Here is an 18,773-nt window from a genome sequence, read left to right on the forward strand (position 1 = left end):
GACTTTTATAAAATATCAGTAGAATAAATAATAATAAAGATAAAAACACGGCTTACTATTTACATAATAAGTCGTGTTTCTATTTTAATCTTTTACTTTTCAAGTGTATTCTTATAAATCACACCGTCTTTCATTATCATCTTGAAATTATTTTCTGGATCTGCCACCAAATTAATATCTTCTAGAGGATTACCATCAACAATAATCATATCAGCATAGGCACCTTCTTGAACAACTCCTAACGGTCCTTCTTGATAAGGGTGACGTGAACCAGCCATTTCTAACATTTCGGCATTACCCGAAGTAGCAATTCTTAAGACTTCGTAGGGTGAATACCATTTTCCTAATCTAGCCAATAATAAACTTTGATTTTTAGTATTCTCGGCATCGAATAAAATGTCAGTACCGAAAGAAACTTTTACTCCAATTTTGGCTGCTTTTTGATATACATTATCAACTGCTTTTACCACTTGTAACCATTTCTCTTGGCTACCAGGGTCAGCAAATGAATTATCTCCTTCTAAGAATGGCTGTGGACTTAGCCAAACCCCTTTATCTTTCATTAATTGTAATGTAGAATCTGATGCAAAGAAACCATGTTCAATAGATTTAACACCCGCATTTACTGATGCAATGATTCCTTTATCAATCATTACATGCGATAGCACATAGGTACCGTAATTTTCAGCTTCTTCAACCACTGCTTTGATTTCCTCCACTGAATACTCCATCACTTCTAGAGGATCATATTCAGAAGATACACCACCACCGGTACAGATTTTAATCTGAGTTGCACCATATTTTAAGATTTCTCTAGTTACTTTTCTCACCTCGGGAACACCATCAGCGGTAATAGCCATCATGTTTTTCTCCCAATAACTCATCTCACCAGATGTTTTTCTTGGTTCATCCAATACACAATAATGATCAGCATGACCTGTTGTCTGACTCATAAAAGGACCTGATGGTAAAATTCTATGGCCTGGATACTCTCCTGCATCAATTAATTTCTTCACTGCAAATGGATTCCCACCTGGATCACGAACGGTAGTAAATCCTCTTAACAATGTTTCCTCTGCCCCTTTCATACTTCGGATAGCCACTTCTGGCATATCTCCTTGGTTCATAAATAGTACCTCAGCAGGTGTATAGGCATAGGAAGTGTGCCAATGTGCATCAATAAGTCCGGGGATTAATGTTTTTCCTTCTCCTTGGATGATTTGAGCAGAATCTGCATCGATATGTTTTCCAATTTTGTGGACTTTATTTCCATGTATTAAAACATCTACACCTTTTAATAGCTTCTCATTTTTTCCATCAAAAACATCAATATTTTTAATTAGAATATCGTCTTGAGCAAAAAGACCAAAGCTTGCAAAAAAGCAAATGAATAAATAAACGATTTTTTTCATAATGTATTAAGTATTAAAGATTTGACTTTCGTGAGATCCCTTTTCCTTTCCTTAATCTCACAATACAAATGTCATTGTTTAATCTTAAAATTATTTACATCATTTGTTTTTGATTTTACACAAAAAAGTCAAAACAAAAAGGCCCATGGTTTCCCATAGGCCTAAAGCTATATAACAATAAAATAATTAGTTTACAAAAATTTCGTCCACCATTAAGAAAGGAGTTTGTCCTGCTCCTCCATGCCACTTCGGCATTCCTCCATAGTTTTGAATTTCTACTTTAATGTATCTTGCTTTTTGATTTCCCAGAGATACACTATTAGTAATTATCTTATGCTCATGACTATCTACAACATCATAAGTCTCTGTTGCCACCTTTTTCCATTTCTTTTGATCTGTGCTTGTCCAAACGGTAATCGATTTAGGTGGGAAAATCCATACATATGTATTCGATAACGTATTGTATTTTAACTGTTTTACATCAGTAACTTGACCAAGGTCTAAAATAGCTTCTAAATTATTTTTAATAAAGCCATTCCATTTTCCGTCAGCAAAAGCATCAGATGCTAATTTCTGATCAATTAACTGACGACCATCAGTCGCACCATAATCTTCTGTTTCGTGCATCAATTGTATCTTAGGAAATCCCTTTCCTAAACGGGCAGATAAAGTTTTGATATATTGATGTTCAAACGTTTTACTATCAATTAATCCTTTTTGGAAAGCTTTTGCTTTTAGAGTTGATGTTCTATTAATACGAATTCCATTTACATATTTCTTTGAAGAACCCGTCGGCTCACTCCCATCTAAAGTATATCGAATAACAGCATCTTTGTTGTTACAATACAATTTGATATTCAACGAGGTACCAAAGAAATTCTCAGTATTTGATGAATAAGGAGTATTCGTCACTCTTTGCTTCACTTCGGGAATTGATGCAACATTTTTTCCTGGCGTAGCCTCTTCTGTAACTCCCCATTCTTTATTTGGAGTAGATTGCATATCAAAAACCAATTCACCACCTTCCATTATTTGATTATGAGTGATGTAGGCTTTATCCAATGTCTTTCCATTCAATTTGACCGATTTGATATATACATTTTCTTTAGAAGCATTATTTACTTTCACTTTAAATGTTTTTCCATCTTCTAAATGTACTGTAGCCGATTTCACTTTAGGAGAACCAATAATGTAATTTAAATCGCCAGGAGTTACAGGGTAAAATCCTAATGATGAGAAAAGGTACCATGCCGACATTTGACCTAAATCTTCGTTATTGACTAAACCGTCAGGGTCATTATGGTAAAACTCATCCATTACCTGATGCACCAACTTTTGAGTTTTCCATGGTTGTTGTGCATACACATAGAAGTAAGGTATTTGATGCCCGGGTTCGTCACCATGACCGTATTTTCCAATGAATCCTGAAATATCCACATGCTGAGCACCTCCAATTGTTGTTGTATCCGCCAAAATATCATCAATCTTTTGAGCAAATTGTTGAGGTCCACCAAACATACTCATGTAGGCTTTCACATCGTGTGGTACATACATACTGTAAGCCCAAATATTACCTGAAACATAATTCTTTACCAAATCGTCCCATGTTTTGGTCGATACATTTGGTACCATACCATCACTCATTTTTGGTAATAGATAGCCTGATTTTTTATCAAATAATGCTCTGTATCCTTTAGATCTTTCTAGATATAATTTTTCATTTTTTACATCACCTAATTTATGTGCTACTTGAGCAATCGTCCAATCGTAATAATTTTGCTCTGTAGTTTTTGATACTGATGATCCGATCTCTCCTGGAACAAAATAGAATTTCAAGTAATCCTCCATCCCATTCACATCATAATTTGGAGAATGTTTGCCCAGATAATTTGATGCTGATAACATGGTTTGATATGCCGTATTAACATCAATACCTGGAATGTCTTTTAAAATAGCATCGGCAATTGGTGAAACGGTATTGTACCCAATCATACAAATATTATCATGACCGATAGCTTCCCAAATAGGTAACTCCATTTCCGATACAGTTTTTCTAGAAATCAATGAATTGACAAATTCGCCCGTTTTTTCTTTTTCTATGATGGTGAATAATGGATGCAAGGCACGGAAGGTATCCCAAGTGGAATAGTTAGAATATTGAGGGTAATCGGTGTGAAATACTTTTCCTTCGACAACATAATTTCCATCTACATCAGATAATAAGTTGGGAGAGATAAATGAATGATACATGCCCGTCATGAATACGGCTTTATCGTCTTCATTCAATGTTTCTACTTCAATTTTATTCAACTTTTCTCTCCATAATTGTTGTGCTTGGAAAAGTGCTTGATCAAACGTTTTGTCTTCAGCTTCTGCTTCAAAGTTCTTTTTAGCACCTTCATAACTGACATTTGATAGGGCTACTTTTAAACCTAGCTTTTCACCACTTTTGACATCAAATGTCACTACGGCTTTTGCTCTTTCGTCTTCTAACTTTTTGATATTGCTTTTAGGCTGATCATTGTTGGTAAGCAAAGATGCTTTGAATGCTTTGGTAAATTCAGCATAAAAATAGACCGTTCTTTTACCGGCTTCTCCATCGGCTTTCTTGTAACCTCTCAAACTATGATCATCTAATATCTCTACTGAGGTGCCAAATATCGTTTCCATCAAATGATGTGTGGGATCGAAAACCACATTCACTTCTTCGTCTTTATGAAAGGTATACTGATGAAAACCCACTCTTGGAGTAGCTGTCAATTCTACATCAATATTATCATCCAAAAGATTAACAGAGTAATATCCTGCTTTGGCTACTTCTTTATCATGTGAAAAACGTGAGCGGTATCCATTTTCCGGGTGTTCTTCTGTTCCTGCTGAAGTTGAGGGTTTTCCAACAGTAGGCATGACCAAGATATCTCCTAATCCGGCCAAGCCTGCACCACTAAAATGAGTATGGGCAAAACCTTTAATTATACTATCTGAATAGTGATATCCTGCACACCAATTCCAATTTTTAAATTCGTTACTAGGACTCAATTGAACCATACCGAAAGGTGTAGTCGCTCCTGGGAAAGTATGACCAATACCATCTGTACCGATCATAGGATTCACATAATCGATATTCTCTTTTTGAGTACAACCTATAATCATAAATGTACTCAAAATGAAAGCAATAAAATTTCTCATCATTTCAATTAGGTAATAAAAAAACCCTAGAAAAAATCTAGGGTTTATATATATAAATTGTTGTTTAGTTAAGTAGTTTAGAAGGGTTCGCTCCCCATTCTGTGTTTGGCTGATCGCCCATGACAAAATGAAGTGTTCCACCATCTTCTATTTGTGATTGTGTAATAAATGCGTCTTTTATTTCTTTACCATTTAAGGTGACTGATTGTACATATACGTTTTTCTCCGATTGATTCTCAGCGACTACTTTCAAAGTATTTCCGTTCGCTAGCTTCATTGAAACTTCATCGAATAATGGAGAACCAATAACATATCTTTCATCTCCAGGACATACTGGATAGAAGCCCATTGCCGAGAAAATGTACCAAGCTGACATCTGACCACAGTCTTCGTTATTGATCATTCCATCAGGTTTATCAGAATACATTTCGTCCATTAAACGACGAATCATTGCCTGTGACTTCCAAGGTTGACCAACATAATTATATAAATATGGGTTGGCATGACCTGGCTCGTCACCATGAGCATATCCACCTACAAAGCCAGAGATGTCAACGTGCTCCTCACCTTTCATATTTAATTCTTCTGTGAATAGTTTATCCAAGTCTTTTTGGAAGGCTTCTTGTCCACCTTTTAACTCGATAAAGTCTTTCATAGCATGAGGTACAAAATACTCATACGCCCAAAGGTTACCAGAAATCCAGTGTTTTTGCAATGGCTCCCATTGGTCCATTTCAATATCACCGAACCATTCTCCATTGGCTTTCTTAGGCCAGAACATGTTTCTTTCTGGGTTGAAAAGGTTTTTATAATTTTCAGAGCGTTTCATGTACTCTTTGTATTTCTTTTCATCTCCTTGCTTTTTTGCTAACTGAGCAATTACCCAATCTTCATAAGCATATTCTAGTGTTTTAGATACGTTCTTTGGAATTTCAGCAGGTACATAACCTAATTTGATATACTCATCCAAACCACCGTCTCCATCAGAACTAGAGACTTTATTGGTATGTGCGATATCATCCATAGCGGCTAGTGCCATCTTTTCATCAATATTACCTGTCTTTTTGATAATCGCATCATAGATTACCGGTACAGAAGGATAACCAATCATACATGTATTATCCACTCCACAAAGTTCCCAAAGAGGTAAATGATCTTTTGCATCTGAGTAACGACTGATTAATGAATTAGCAAAATCAGTGGAATAATTTGGCGCCAAGAAACTGATCAATGGTTTTGTAGCTCTAAACGTATCCCATACAGAGAAAGAAGAATAGTTAGTAAATCCTTCTGCTTTCATAGTTTTTCCTAAAGCAACATATTGTCCATCCACATCCATCGATAAGTTTGGAGCGATGAAGTTATGATATACACCCGTATAGAAAATTTTCTTTTGCTCTTCAGTTCCACCTTTTACTTCAAACTTGTCCAATACTTCCGTCCATTCGTTTTTAGCATTGGCTATAGCTTGATCAAAAGATTGTTGTCCTTCTGAGGCTAAGTTCTTTCTAGCACCTTCAACAGATACAGCAGAAATAGCGACTTTCAATTCGATTTGCTCACCTTCAACAGTTTTGAAGTTCGCAAAACCAACTACATTCTTTCCTTCCTCTGAAGAAGTTTTTGTTCTTTCTTGATCTTTATAAATATTGAAAGAATCGAAAGGTCTAGATAATTTAGCTACAAAGTAAACGTGTCTGTTACCTCCCCATCCGTTCGACTGACAAAAGCCTTCGATTTCAGTTGGTGATACTACCGTGATGGATGTATTTAATACTTGCTCAAAAATCTTATTTGTTGGATCAAATACTATGTGAGATTCCATTGATTCTGGGAAAGTATATTTGTGAAAACCTACTCTTTTACCCGTTGTCAATTCTGCATTGACATTATAGTCGGTTAATTTCACTTGATAATAACCCGGAGTCGCCGTTTCATCCTCATGAGAGAATCTTGATCTCCATCCTTCATCAGGATTTTCTTTGCTACCCGCTTGAGGTTTAATCTCTCCTGTTGTAGGCATGATTGCAATATCACCTAAACCTGACCAACCTGTTCCACTTAAGTGGGTATGGCTAAATCCTTTCAAGTTGGTATCAGAATAATGATATCCTGAACACCAATTCCAACCAGTGTTATCCCCATCAGGTGATAACTGAATCATAGAGAATGGTGTTGTTGCTCCTGGGAATGTGTGGACGATACCACCTGTTCCAATAAACGGATCAACATAATCAATGGCTTCTTTTTCAGTTGTTTTTTGTGTTGGCTTTTCTTGGCATCCGATGAATAATACGGATAAAAGTCCAACGATATATTTAATGTTTTTCATATTTTTATCTCTGATGGTTTGGAGGACGTTGCAATGCAACGTCCGTACAAACAAATACCTTTATATCACCTCAAATTCCACCTATGATTAGTAAGTGATTATTTCTAATGTTTTGGCTGCAACAAGATCTTTGTGAGAGATGAAATACCCTTTTAGAGTTTTACCATCTACTTTAATTGATTTGATCTTGTTGGTTTTTCCTCCCGTTTTCTTAATCACTAACTGATCATTATCCCAGAATTTTTTATCTAAATGAATTGTTACTTCATCAAATTCTGGAACAGTGATGGTATAATGAGGAACCGCTGGAGCATCTGGGTAAATACCCATCATAGAAAATACTACCCATGCAGACATTGTACCTGTATCGTCGTTACCTGCAATACCATCTGGTTTAGTAGTAAAATATTTCTTTCTTAATTCGTGTACTCTTTCTGTGGCTCTATGTTCCTGACCTTTGATATAGTTATAAATGAAAGGGTAGTTCATATCCGGTTCGTTAGCCATATCAAATTGGTCAGTATCAAAGATTTCGTCTAAACGATTAATGAACACTTTCTTACTACCGAATGACTTGATTAAACCTGGCATGTCTTGAGCTACCATCAAATTATATTGGTAAGCATTACCTTCTGCATACCCAACGTTGTGAGTGAAGTTAGCTCCAGCATTTGGATCAAAATCAGCATACCATGAACCATCAGCATATCTTGGTCTTAAGAACTTTGTATCTGGATCTAATAGCTTTTTATAACCGTCTGCTCTTTCAGAAAACTCTTTGTATTTATCGTCTTTACCTAATGCTTTGGCGAATTGTGCGATACCAAAATCAGCTACATAATACTCTTGAGAGGTAGATACTGATGCCCAAAGCTTATCTTCCAATTCATCATCCACTGGTACGTAATTATGTTTGATATAAGAATCGATACATGGACGAACTGGGTTGCCGCCTTCTACTGGATAAGCCGATTTCATGATGGCCTCAAATGCCTTATTTTCATCAAATTGATCCAAACCTCTTAGATAAGTATCAGCCACTACAATTGCTGCAGGATCACCTACCATAGTAAATGTTTCGGTGCCATTTAATTCCCATTTAGGTAACCATCCTGTTTCATCATAAATATCCAACATGGTATTCACCATATTCAACTGCTGTTCAGGATAAGCTAAAGTCATTAACTGATGAAGGTTTCTATAAGTATCCCATAACGAGAATATAGTATATCTATCTCCATCGGTATGTTTTGTTCTTCTTGTTTTTGCTTCAGGATATTCACCATTGATATCACTCATAATGTTAGGGTGAATCATAGTGTGATATAATGCCGTGTAGAAAACCGTCTTTTCGTCGTCTGTTCCACCATCAACCTCTATAGTTGATAACACATCATTCCATCTTTCTTTTGCTCTTTTTGCCACTTCATCAAAAGGCACATTAGAGATTTCTGCTTCTAGGTTTTTTCTAGCGTTTTCGATACTAACATATGAAATACCTACTTTTACTTCTAATTCTGTTGGTTCAGCAAATTCATAAGAGAATATTGTTCCTAGAGAGTCACCAATAATTGGGTAATACGCATCTTCGATAATTCTTTGCTGACCGTTGTATGCTTCCATCCAAGCAGCTTCAGGACCATCGTTGTATTTATGTTGTTGCCATACGGCTGTTTTATCTGCTTTCTTATTTACCTTCATCACGAAGTAAACTGGATAGATCGTTTTCGGATTGTTATAACAAAACGACCCAACCATTCTCATTCCTTCAATCTCTTGATTGTTCACCACTTTAACCATGGCTCCACTTTCGTTTGAAAGCGCCTGACCAAGATTTAAAAGTAAATTTGCTTTTCCAGCAGGGAATGAAAATTTAGAAATACCTGCTCTTTGAGTAGCAGTTACCTTAGCGTCTACGTTATATTTATCGATATGGGCTTCGTATAATCCCGCTTGTGCTTTCTGATCTGATAGCGAAGAACCGTATTGTAATGGATGAATATTTACATCACCAGTTGTAGGCATTACAATAACGGCACCCAAATCAGGACACCCAACACCACTTAAATTAACATGTGAAAATCCGGTGAAAAATGTATTGGTGTATTCATATACTTGGGATAACCAACCACTATCTTTTTCGAAGCTAGTATCTCCTCCAGAAGTATTGAATGGAACCACAGACACCATACCTCTTGGAGCAATTGCTCCTGGATTTGTTGCACCGTAATTCGTCGTTCCGATAAATGGGTTTACGTATTTAGTATAATCTTGCGCTTGAGCTGAAAAAGCAAACAAGCAGGCAACCACAAAAGAGTAGAATTTCCTCAAGTTCATTTCTATTTAATTTTCAATCGGTTACAGTTGTAGTACGCTGAGTATTATTTATTTAACTAATTTAAAACTCAGTATAGTAATTCTTTTCGTATTTATGTCGAGCAATAAGGGTAAAACACTCACTTAATCAAAGTAGCTTAACAACTATTTGCGTGAAAAAAACTTAAAACACAACATTCTACTGAATTCCACTCATTTTTGATTAATTATAATTGGTCTTACTTAATACTTTCAATCATTTCTACTAAAGATATGTGTGGCCTTCCTGTTACTTCCTCAAACTGACTTTCTTCATCAAATGCTCCTTTGTTGATGCCCTCATAGATCCCTCCAATAACAGAACCCAAGAAATCACCTAAAGCTTTGATTCTCGCATTTGTATAATCTTCTACAGAAACAGCTTCATAATCCAATTGAAGACCAAATACTTTATTTAATCCATCAGCCAATTCCTTTTGAGTAATTTTTGGTCCAAATAAATTTACCGTTTTGCCATTGAATTCTTCTTTTATGGCTAAATTGAAATAAGCTTCAGCTAATTCAGCTCTAGTTGTATAACCACATTTCCCTTCTCCTGCTGAATTTACTATTTTGCCCTCATTTTTATACGTTTCAATATATTCTACATCCGGTTCAATATAAATACCATTTCTACCGATGGCCCATTGCATTCCCGAGTTTCTAATATCCTCTTCCGTTTGTCTATTACTTGAGACAACAGGGCTAAAACCTGTCCCTTTTTCAAAGCCCATAATACTGGTGTAGACAATTTTTTTCACTCCATTCTCTTTGGCTGCCTCAATAACATTTCTATGTTGACCAATTCTTTTGTCAGGATGATCCATTCCTGATATCAGGATCAATACATCTACTCCTTTTAAGGCTTCCATAAATTGATCTTTACTGTTGTAATCTCCTTTTCTTATTTCAACGTCTAGAAAAGCTGCTTTTTCGGGTGTTCTAGCAATACCAATAATATTAGCATTGTCTTTTACAGTTTTTAGGTGTTTGATAATGGATGAACCAAGGTTTCCACTTGCTGTAGTAACTGCAAATTTCATTTAATAAATTGTTTTATGGGTGATTGATTATTTAAGTTAATCAAATGATAATAAAACAAGTAATTATTTCAACTAATTTTTTTGATAAAAATTAAGGGTACCATATCACTTGATAAAGTACCCTCTTATTTATTTTGCTATCATCAATTTCTAATTCTTTAGAAAAGATGATTTATAAAAATCATTTGTTGTTTGATTCATCATGGAAAGAAAATATAACCCTGATGTAAGATTAGACACATTGATCATTTTATTGTCGGTATCGTATCGATTTTGTTTGACTATTTGACCTACAATAGAACGAATTTCAAAATCATAAATACCAGCTATGATACCATCCAAATACAATGATTGATCCACGGGATTGGGATAAACATTTAATAAAGGTGAAGATGTTTTTCCAATTGATGTAGGAGTTTCACCATCACCTGGAACTTCAGGTTCTGAAGGCTCCTCTGGTTCTGGTTCCGGCTCTTCTGGCTCTACAGGTTGTTCTGGAGTTTCATCTGTTAAAACAATGCCTTCATTATCCGAATCATCGACAATAATCGATTTATCTTTGCTTTCGAAACGACGAAGGTACATCCAAAATTTACCACCTGACCTAGTTAAAGTATGACATATCCCCCAAGATACTCCAGTAACAGGCGATTTATCATCTGTAACTGGACGATACAATCCTGCTGCCTCTGGATAATCAGAAGAATAATCTTGTAACACAAAATCGTTTACTTTTCCTTTAATTTCAAAGTTCACCCCATCTTCTGCGTACTGAATAGTACCGTATTCAGGACCATCTTGATGCAACATTAATGCTACTCCATTTTCAGAATTCCAAACACAAACTTCATGTCCTGTATTTGTTATTGGATTTTGAGGTGACTTCACATAAGGACCTGTAGGATTATCTGCAATAGCGACTCCCCATTTCACTTGTTTGTTCAGTCCCCATACACCAACACCACAAATAGGTTCTTCAGATCCTTCGCCTTTATAATACAAGTAGAATTTATCATTAAAATGAAGAATACAAGGATCATGAACAGCATTGTCATCAAAAAAAGGTCCATCTGCATCTGTTGTAGGAGCTACTAAAGGTTCCGGTACTTTTGTCCATGGTCCATCAGGAGAATCGGCATACGCCATGGCGATAGTGTTCTTATCGTAAATTCCTTCAAGATCTTTGGCGGCTTGATATACTAAATAGAATTTCTTCTCGTGATAAAAAATTTCTGTAGTAAATGCCGATCGATGATCAAATGATCCTTCTGGACCACGACCAACAGCTAAACCTTGTTCCTCCCAAGTCCATCCATCAGTAGAAGTTGCATAATATAAATCGTTGTAATCCCAAGGGGCTTCCTTGCCAGGTGCATCTGTTAGACTGTAGGAGTACCAAACATAATACTTCCCTTCTACTTTTATGACTGAGCTAGGGTCTCGTCTAGTATAATAATTATTTGGTGCTAAATCACCTTGAAGATCATAACGATTAAAAGCAATATTCCATTCTGGATTGTTTGGAATGTTCACATCACAATTTCCAGCCTGTGCATATTGTTCTAAACGAAGAGTCGCACTACTTTTTGTAGAAGCTGTTTTTTTATTTTGAGCATAAGTAATATTACACATCAAAAAAGTCAAGAATAAGAGCGGTAATAATTTCATTTAATAATTCTATTTCAAAGAAGTCTGCTGAGTTTATAAAAAAAGTATGAAACAAAATTAGAGAATAAGTGATGATTAATTGTTATGTATTTTGATCAGAAGTGGATGAATTTAGTGTTGTCTAGTTTTTTGTGAGTGGTTTGGGGGATTTTTTTGAATATGTTGGCTGAAATAATATTAATCCACCAACATACTCTTTAATATCTTTTTGATTTCGGATATTTCATTATTTGATATCATATCAAATTTCTTAACTATTCTAGATTGATCAATAGTACGAATTTGATCAAGGCATATCATTCCCTCACGTCCATTATGCGATGACTTAACTCTAAATGGGTAATTTTTAGTATTAGATGTCATTGGAGCTACGATGACTCTTTGAATATTATTATTCATCTCACTAGGTGATATAATAACGCACGGTCTAGTTTTTTTAATTTCTGTACCCTGAGTTGGATCTAAATTTACAAGTACAATTCTATATTGTTCTACCATTCTTCATTTTGTTCATCATCAAAAAAATCATCAATTAATGGCTCTTCAGCATTATCTTCTGATAAAGATTTAAAGGCCTCAGACCAACCTTGTCTTGGCGAAGTTATTGGAGTAATAACTATAGAATCTTCTTTTAAAATTAATTTTACTTTATCTGAAATATTATATTTCTCTAAAATCGTCTTACTTAATCTAATTCCCTTAGAGTTACCTACTTGTATTATCTTAGCTTCCATTTGAAATGCATTAATGTAATTACAAAGTTATTACATTTTGTAAACTTTTAAAAATCAGACAAATAAATAAAGCTAATAACCCTATTAAATATCAAGTTTAATTTATTTATACGGCTTTCCTCTTCACAGTACTTTCCACCACTTTCACTATAATCAAAGCAACAGCTCCTACCACACTACCCACTAAAAACTCAGCGATAATTGAAGGTACAGCATGCAATGCATCGTGTATTTGATGAATGTTATGTACAAAAATTCCACCTGCAACTAACAACATGGCTAAAGTACCTATTACCGATAAACTTTTGATTACCCAAGGGAGAGCATTGACCAATAATAACCCAAATTTTGATACTAGGTTATCTTTTCCCTTGGCTGATTCTATCAATTTTATACCAAAGTCATCCATTCTTACAATGATAGCCACTAAGCCATATACACCTAAAGTTGCAATAACTGCTGCTAATGATACGGAAGCAATTTGTACTGAAATATCTTCATCAATTACAGCACTTAAGGCTACAATTACGATTTCGACAGATAGAATAAAATCTACGATAATAGCGGATTTAATTTTTTGTTTTTCGTGAGCTGCTTGCTCTTCTTCTGAGCGATTCATTTTAGCTTCTGCCGCTTTTGCATGTCCACTATCAAAGAAGTAATGATATACCTTTTCCGCTCCTTCGAAAGCCAAGTAAATTCCTCCCAATACTAATATGGGAACGATAGACCAAGGTAAAAAAGCACTTAGTAAAAAGGCTAAAGGAAGTATAATCAATTTATTAATAAATGACCCTTTACAGATGGCCCATAACACAGGGATCTCTCTAGAAGATTTAAATCCAGAGGCTTTCTCTGCCGTTACAGCCAAATCATCCCCTAATATTCCACCTGCTTTTTGGGTAGCCACTTTGGTAGTTACCGCCACATCATCCATGATTACAGCAATGTCGTCGAGTAATGCAAAAAATCCAGAAGCCATAGTTTTAAAGTTTGTTTTACAATGAATAGAAGTTAAATTTATATCACAAAATTCAATTTGACAAATGAAAAATTTCATTCATCTCACTCTCTTCAATTTATAATAGTTTTTGATTTTGTATTTACTCCTTTCTGATAAAAATAATAATATTTAGATGGAAATGAAAAGCATAATTCTCTCATCTAGACAGATTTTATAAGGGAATTAAAATTACCAAAAAATTTGATGAAAAAATAAAGAAAAAACACAACTAAAATTGTTGGTTATCGTTATCATCTGTACGAAAATCAAGACCTTATTTAATCTGTGGTTCTCTTTCGTTTTAAATCATTTACGGTTCTATAAAATATATGCAGATGGGACTAATGAATTTTATTTTTGGTAAACCTAAAAAGCAAGCAACTACTACTAAAACAACTTATGTTTACCAAGCTGATTGGGAGTCTTATTTCTTAATCGGCACTAACCCGGAAAAGGGTATTTATGTAGATTTAGGGTTAAAAAAAGTAGCTCCTTTATTACATCAAGAAAACATGCTTAAGATCTCTATAGAGATGTTATCACCAAAAGCCAACGGTTTAGCATCACAAAGAGAAAATGAAACTCTATTTGAAATAGAGGAAAGTCTATCAGAAGAGTTATGGCAACTTTATGATATCACTTATGCAGGTCGATTAACTGAAAATGGTGAAAGGCACTTCTATTTCTATGTAGACACATATTTTAGAATTGAAGAACGGATTAATGAAATTATGAGTGAATATGGGAATTATAACTATAGTACAGAGCTCCAAAAAGACCCATTATGGAGAAACTATTTTGGCATATTATTTCCAACAGATCAACAGTATTCTATAATTCTAAATAAGCGATTAAATGATGCTATCTCAAAGTTAGATTCCTTAATTAAACTCTAATCATAAATAGACTATTCTTATAGATGGATAGTCTATTTTTTTTCAAAATTGTAATCATCTATTAGGAACGCTTTGATATTATCCATATGATACTTTACATAAAAATCGACATTATATGATGATAAATCTAACCCATAACAAATGGGCTGTAATCCTAATGAACTGTAATAGTTGATTTGTTCATTTTGATCTACAGAATTATAGTATTCCATGGTATAATATTGTACTCCTTTATCGACATACTCTTTGATCTGTTTTTCATTCATTTCGTTTATTAGATCAAAGTGTGGTATAACAGTTCTGAAATTTAGTTTTAATGCTTCATCAAGATCATTCATATTAAAGACTTTAAGCATTAATCTTTGATTATCAACGAATAAATTAATAAGTTTTTTTGGTGATATTGGGTTATCTGTCATCAAAACAGCATCGGTATGTTTGGCAAACCATTGATTAATTAAATTCATATCAAGTGGTGAGTATTTTCCATATATTTTAGATGAAATAAAGTCTTTATAATTAAAAGCATCTGCCTTATTATCCCCTAAAAAATAATGGAAAGCTTTCCAAGAATGTGCTGCAACGATATGTTTATCTTTGGTTTGAGAAAAATCTAATTCAAAAAATCTGAATCCTTTCTTATAACTATTATTTAATGCTTCTAAGCTATTTGTGTAATTTTCTTTATCAATAACTCCTCCTGCTTGAGCAATAAACTTTGATCTATCTATTTTATATTTTTCATAATCTTTTGAAATAGCTTGAGGATCAAATTTTTTAACTCTTGGATTTAAAATCCCTTTAGTATTTATTTCAGTGAGTTCATAAATATGATTTCGAATATACTCTTCTTTGTCACCTTCAATAAAATCAGTTAAAAAAAGAAGGTTATGCTTAATATGAGCAGAAGCTAAAATTATTTTTGGCAAATCAATTTGATATAGGTTTTGATCCTCAAATTGTGATAGATCTTCATTTGATATTAAATATAAACCTCTTTCCCCTGTTTTTTCAAATATTCCAGGATCTCCCATTTTTAAATGATCTGGAAAAATAAAAATACTCGTGTTTTCAAGAACACCATTATTTTTCAAATGCATTAAAAAATCATTTAAAAGATAATCTAGTGATGCCATTGAATATTCCATTTTGAATAAACCTTTTGGAACATACCCCTCCATTCTATTATCATAAATACCTCCTGGAAAATGTGTATCCGTAGTCGAAATGATTAATGAATATGGCTCTTTTAATTTTGATAGACGATCTACCTCAACTTTAGCTTCATCAAATACATCCTTATCTTTCAAACCAAAAACTGATCTTGTTCCTTTATCACTAGTATTAGAATAGTCAATTATCTTATTGATATGAAAACAATTCAACATTTCTGACGTTCCGGAAAAATCACCACTGCCAATAACAGTTGTAGTATTATAGTTACAAGTTGAGAAAACACTACCTAGACTAGATATATTTGAGTGATATGCATTTTTAAAAACTTCATTTTTTTCCATACCAAAAAAAGCAGGAAAACCCGTCATGAAAGTATACAAAGATCCACTAGTCCAAGAACTCCCGGTATTCTGTTGAATATCTATATAATTCCAGTCTTTTTTTAGTTGATGCAAATTTTTAGCTATACTATCAAACTTATTAGAAAATATTCCCCTTTCCATAGATTCAATAGAAATGATGATTACATTTTTTCCTGCTGTTGCTTTAATTTTTTTTGGTGTGGTATAATCAGAAAAGTTGTATTTATTTAATACCTCTTCGAAATTTGTATCATCATATAAAAATACTATTTGGCTGAGTGTTCTTATATCTTCAATAAGTTTTCCTTGACCTATTAAAATACCCAAGCTAATAAATAGCAGTAATAATTTTGTTATTCTGTGATTATTAAAAATTCTATCTGATAAGTATAAGACTACAGTATTAATAAGAAAAAAAGTAACTCCTAAAATGATTTGTTTCCAAAACAAACCTCCAACCCCAATTAATCCTTTAATTTCGCAATGAAGATAAAACTGATAACCAATAAATCTTTGGGTAGCATACAAAGAAAAAAACTGTAGTGTTAATATTGAACTACTAGTTATTGACCAAATTACTTTAAGAGACTTATTTTTTATAAATGATGATAAAATAAAAAAGGATAAAATCATCAAAAGAAATAAAACTGTATTGGTTCTGCCACCTAAATGATTTATTAAATCAATCATAAAAAAATCGTTCACAAAAAATTTTATTATATAAATTTATAGTAATTCTTTTATATTCCTAAAACCCAAGATAAATGAGTATCGAAAAAGCCTATAATATTTGGTCAAAACAATACGACACAAATAGTAATAAAACTCGAGATTTAGATAAAATTGTTACCCAAAAGAAGTTATCAAAATATTCTTTTGATACTGTTTTAGAATTAGGTTGTGGCACAGGTAAGAATACTGAGTGGCTAATTAAAAATGCTTCTGAAGTAACTGCTTTTGATTTTTCTGAAGAAATGATGGAACTTGCTAAAGTTAAGGTAAGAGATCAGAATGTCACGTTTAATAAAGTCGATTTAAACCAAGATTGGCCTGTAGCTGATAATTATGCTGATTTAGTCACTACAAATCTAGTTTTAGAACATATCAAAAACCTTGATCATATTTTCAAATTAGCCTCAGAAAAAATTAAAAAAGATGGTCTGTTTTTTATCTGTGAGTTACATCCTTTTAAACAATATAGCGGGACTAAAGCAAGGTATGAAACAGATAAAGGAACTGAAGAACTAGAAGTATATACTCATCATATTTCTGAATTTATTTTTTCTGCAAAACAGCATCATTTTCAATTAATTGAATTGGATGAATGGTTTGATGACGATGATAAAACAGTTCTACCTAGATTAGTTTCTTTTGTATTACAATATACAGGAAATTGACTTATCCTAGATTATGTGTGTGGACGTAGCAGTGCTACGTCCGTTCAAGACGAAAAATTTCATATCAAACAGAATGATTTTTTCTGCATTTCTTTACCATTGATAATGATACTCACGAAATGTTCTCCTGTATAAAAAGTCCTTGTTGTAATCACTTTAAAGGGTTGATTTCTTTTGATGACTAAGTTGGTTTTGCCATCCATTTCTTTCTCAGAAATCTTAAACACTTTCCGATTATGATTACCGTTTTTCTTTAAATAATAAATACCATATTCTAACCTCACTTTACCTTGTGCTTCATTCAAATGATTGAGTTCAAAATGAAATGTCAAAGCATCACCAATTTCAACACTTTCTGTAACGACATCAAAATTTGATATTTTAAAATGTTTCGGTGAAGAATAACCAAAAATCTCCATTACATCAGATCTACCCTCTTTCAAAAGAGTACGGCAAGCATGTTTTACAATCCAATCTGTTTCAGCTGTTTTACCTATCCAATTATTTGCAATATCAATTACCCACTCAGGATGATCTTTAGAGATATCATTCAAATTATTAGCTACACTCCTTCTTACATATTCTGATGGATCGTTCTTTAGTGTTTCTAATAATTCTTTTAAAGGATCGGGGTTCTTTTTATACGCTTGTAGTGCAATACCCCAAGGTAATCTTGGTCTTGAACCTTCTGATGCCAGCCTTCTCACATGTTCGTCTTCATCTTTTGCCCATTTAAGCACCACCGACATCATTTCTTTTGGATATCGGATAAAAAATGGTCGTACACCAAACTCACAAGAAATTAAAGGAGTAATTTTTTTGAAAGCAATCACACTTTCTTCTAAGAAATCAATTCCTTGTTTCTCAATAATATCTGGAAGGAATAAGAGTGCCAAGGTTCCATTTTTAAATTGATAGATATTATGATCAATAAAATAGTCTCCCATATCCATCACTTGTTTAGCACAAATTTTAAAATCCTCTGATAAATAAGTGATGATAATATCAGTAACATGAGATGTACGTTGCTTTAGTTCTCTTTTGTCCCATTCCTTATCAAAAACTTTAGAAAGAAACTTATCTTTTGAGAAATCAATTGTAACGTTATCCACTGCATCAGCAATTAATTCTACTAGCGCTTTAGAAAAAATATTTTTAAGTAAATCTGCCATGGGCTAAAAATAAAAAAAAGGTGGAACTTTCATT

The 18,773-nt window shown here is 33.6% G+C and carries 13 protein-coding genes; 2 read left to right on the plus strand and 11 right to left on the minus strand.

All coding sequences use genetic code 11. The features are described 5' to 3' along the window. Positions 1-92: 92 nt before the first annotated feature. From MY04_RS24255 to MY04_RS24295, 9 genes are all read right to left on the minus strand, one after another. The gene (locus MY04_RS24255) at positions 93-1,412 is read right to left on the minus strand and encodes a metal-dependent hydrolase family protein (protein WP_066215138.1); all 1,320 of its coding nucleotides are present in this window, start codon (positions 1,410-1,412) and stop codon (positions 93-95) included. 186 nt (positions 1,413-1,598) lie between these two features. Next, a complete protein-coding gene (locus tag MY04_RS24260) occupies positions 1,599-4,604 on the minus strand; it encodes a GH92 family glycosyl hydrolase (protein WP_158297892.1) in 3,006 nt (1,001 codons plus the stop codon). 61 nt (positions 4,605-4,665) lie between these two features. Next, positions 4,666-6,933, minus strand: coding sequence for a GH92 family glycosyl hydrolase (locus MY04_RS24265; protein WP_066215142.1), 2,268 nt, complete (start codon positions 6,931-6,933; stop codon positions 4,666-4,668). An 87-nt stretch (positions 6,934-7,020) separates the two neighbouring features. Further along, entirely contained in the window at positions 7,021-9,270 is a 2,250-nt protein-coding gene (locus MY04_RS24270; RefSeq protein WP_066215144.1) for a GH92 family glycosyl hydrolase, read from the minus strand. A 218-nt stretch (positions 9,271-9,488) separates the two neighbouring features. Continuing rightward, positions 9,489-10,331: an SDR family oxidoreductase gene (locus MY04_RS24275; RefSeq protein WP_066215146.1), complete on the minus strand. Its 843-nt coding sequence runs from the start codon at positions 10,329-10,331 to the stop codon at positions 9,489-9,491. Positions 10,332-10,481: 150 nt separating this feature from the next. After that, a complete protein-coding gene (locus tag MY04_RS24280; RefSeq protein ID WP_158297893.1) occupies positions 10,482-11,999 on the minus strand; it encodes a T9SS type A sorting domain-containing protein in 1,518 nt (505 codons plus the stop codon). Between the two features lie 177 nt (positions 12,000-12,176). Then, positions 12,177-12,497 carry a type II toxin-antitoxin system PemK/MazF family toxin gene (locus MY04_RS24285; protein WP_066215152.1) on the minus strand — a complete coding sequence of 107 codons (321 nt, stop codon included), beginning with the start codon at positions 12,495-12,497 and terminating at the stop codon, positions 12,177-12,179. Further along, positions 12,491-12,733: an AbrB/MazE/SpoVT family DNA-binding domain-containing protein gene (locus tag MY04_RS24290; RefSeq protein ID WP_066215154.1), complete on the minus strand. Its 243-nt coding sequence runs from the start codon at positions 12,731-12,733 to the stop codon at positions 12,491-12,493. The genes MY04_RS24285 and MY04_RS24290 overlap by 7 nt, the downstream gene beginning before the upstream one ends. Positions 12,734-12,839: 106 nt before the next feature. Next, on the minus strand, positions 12,840-13,715 hold the full coding sequence (locus tag MY04_RS24295) for a DUF808 domain-containing protein (protein ID WP_066216774.1): 876 nt from the start codon (positions 13,713-13,715) through the stop codon (positions 12,840-12,842). 356 nt (positions 13,716-14,071) lie between these two features. On the opposite strand from MY04_RS24295, the gene MY04_RS24300 reads away from it, so the two are divergent. Next, a complete protein-coding gene (locus MY04_RS24300; protein ID WP_158297894.1) occupies positions 14,072-14,632 on the plus strand; it encodes a DUF695 domain-containing protein in 561 nt (186 codons plus the stop codon). A 32-nt stretch (positions 14,633-14,664) separates the two neighbouring features. Here the strand turns inward: MY04_RS24300 and MY04_RS24305 are convergent, their stop codons facing one another. Continuing rightward, positions 14,665-16,860: a sulfatase-like hydrolase/transferase gene (locus tag MY04_RS24305; RefSeq protein ID WP_066215157.1), complete on the minus strand. Its 2,196-nt coding sequence runs from the start codon at positions 16,858-16,860 to the stop codon at positions 14,665-14,667. Positions 16,861-16,934: 74 nt separating this feature from the next. Here MY04_RS24305 and MY04_RS24310 point away from each other — a divergent pair, with 74 nt between their 5' ends. Beyond that, on the plus strand, positions 16,935-17,567 hold the full coding sequence (locus MY04_RS24310; RefSeq protein WP_066215159.1) for a class I SAM-dependent methyltransferase: 633 nt from the start codon (positions 16,935-16,937) through the stop codon (positions 17,565-17,567). Between the two features lie 59 nt (positions 17,568-17,626). Here the strand turns inward: MY04_RS24310 and MY04_RS24315 are convergent, their stop codons facing one another. Next, a complete protein-coding gene (locus MY04_RS24315) occupies positions 17,627-18,739 on the minus strand; it encodes a DNA alkylation repair protein (protein WP_066215161.1) in 1,113 nt (370 codons plus the stop codon). Positions 18,740-18,773 lie beyond the last annotated feature (34 nt).

The sequence above is a fragment of the Flammeovirga sp. MY04 genome (assembly GCF_001682195.2).
Lineage (GTDB): Bacteria > Bacteroidota > Bacteroidia > Cytophagales > Flammeovirgaceae > Flammeovirga > Flammeovirga yaeyamensis.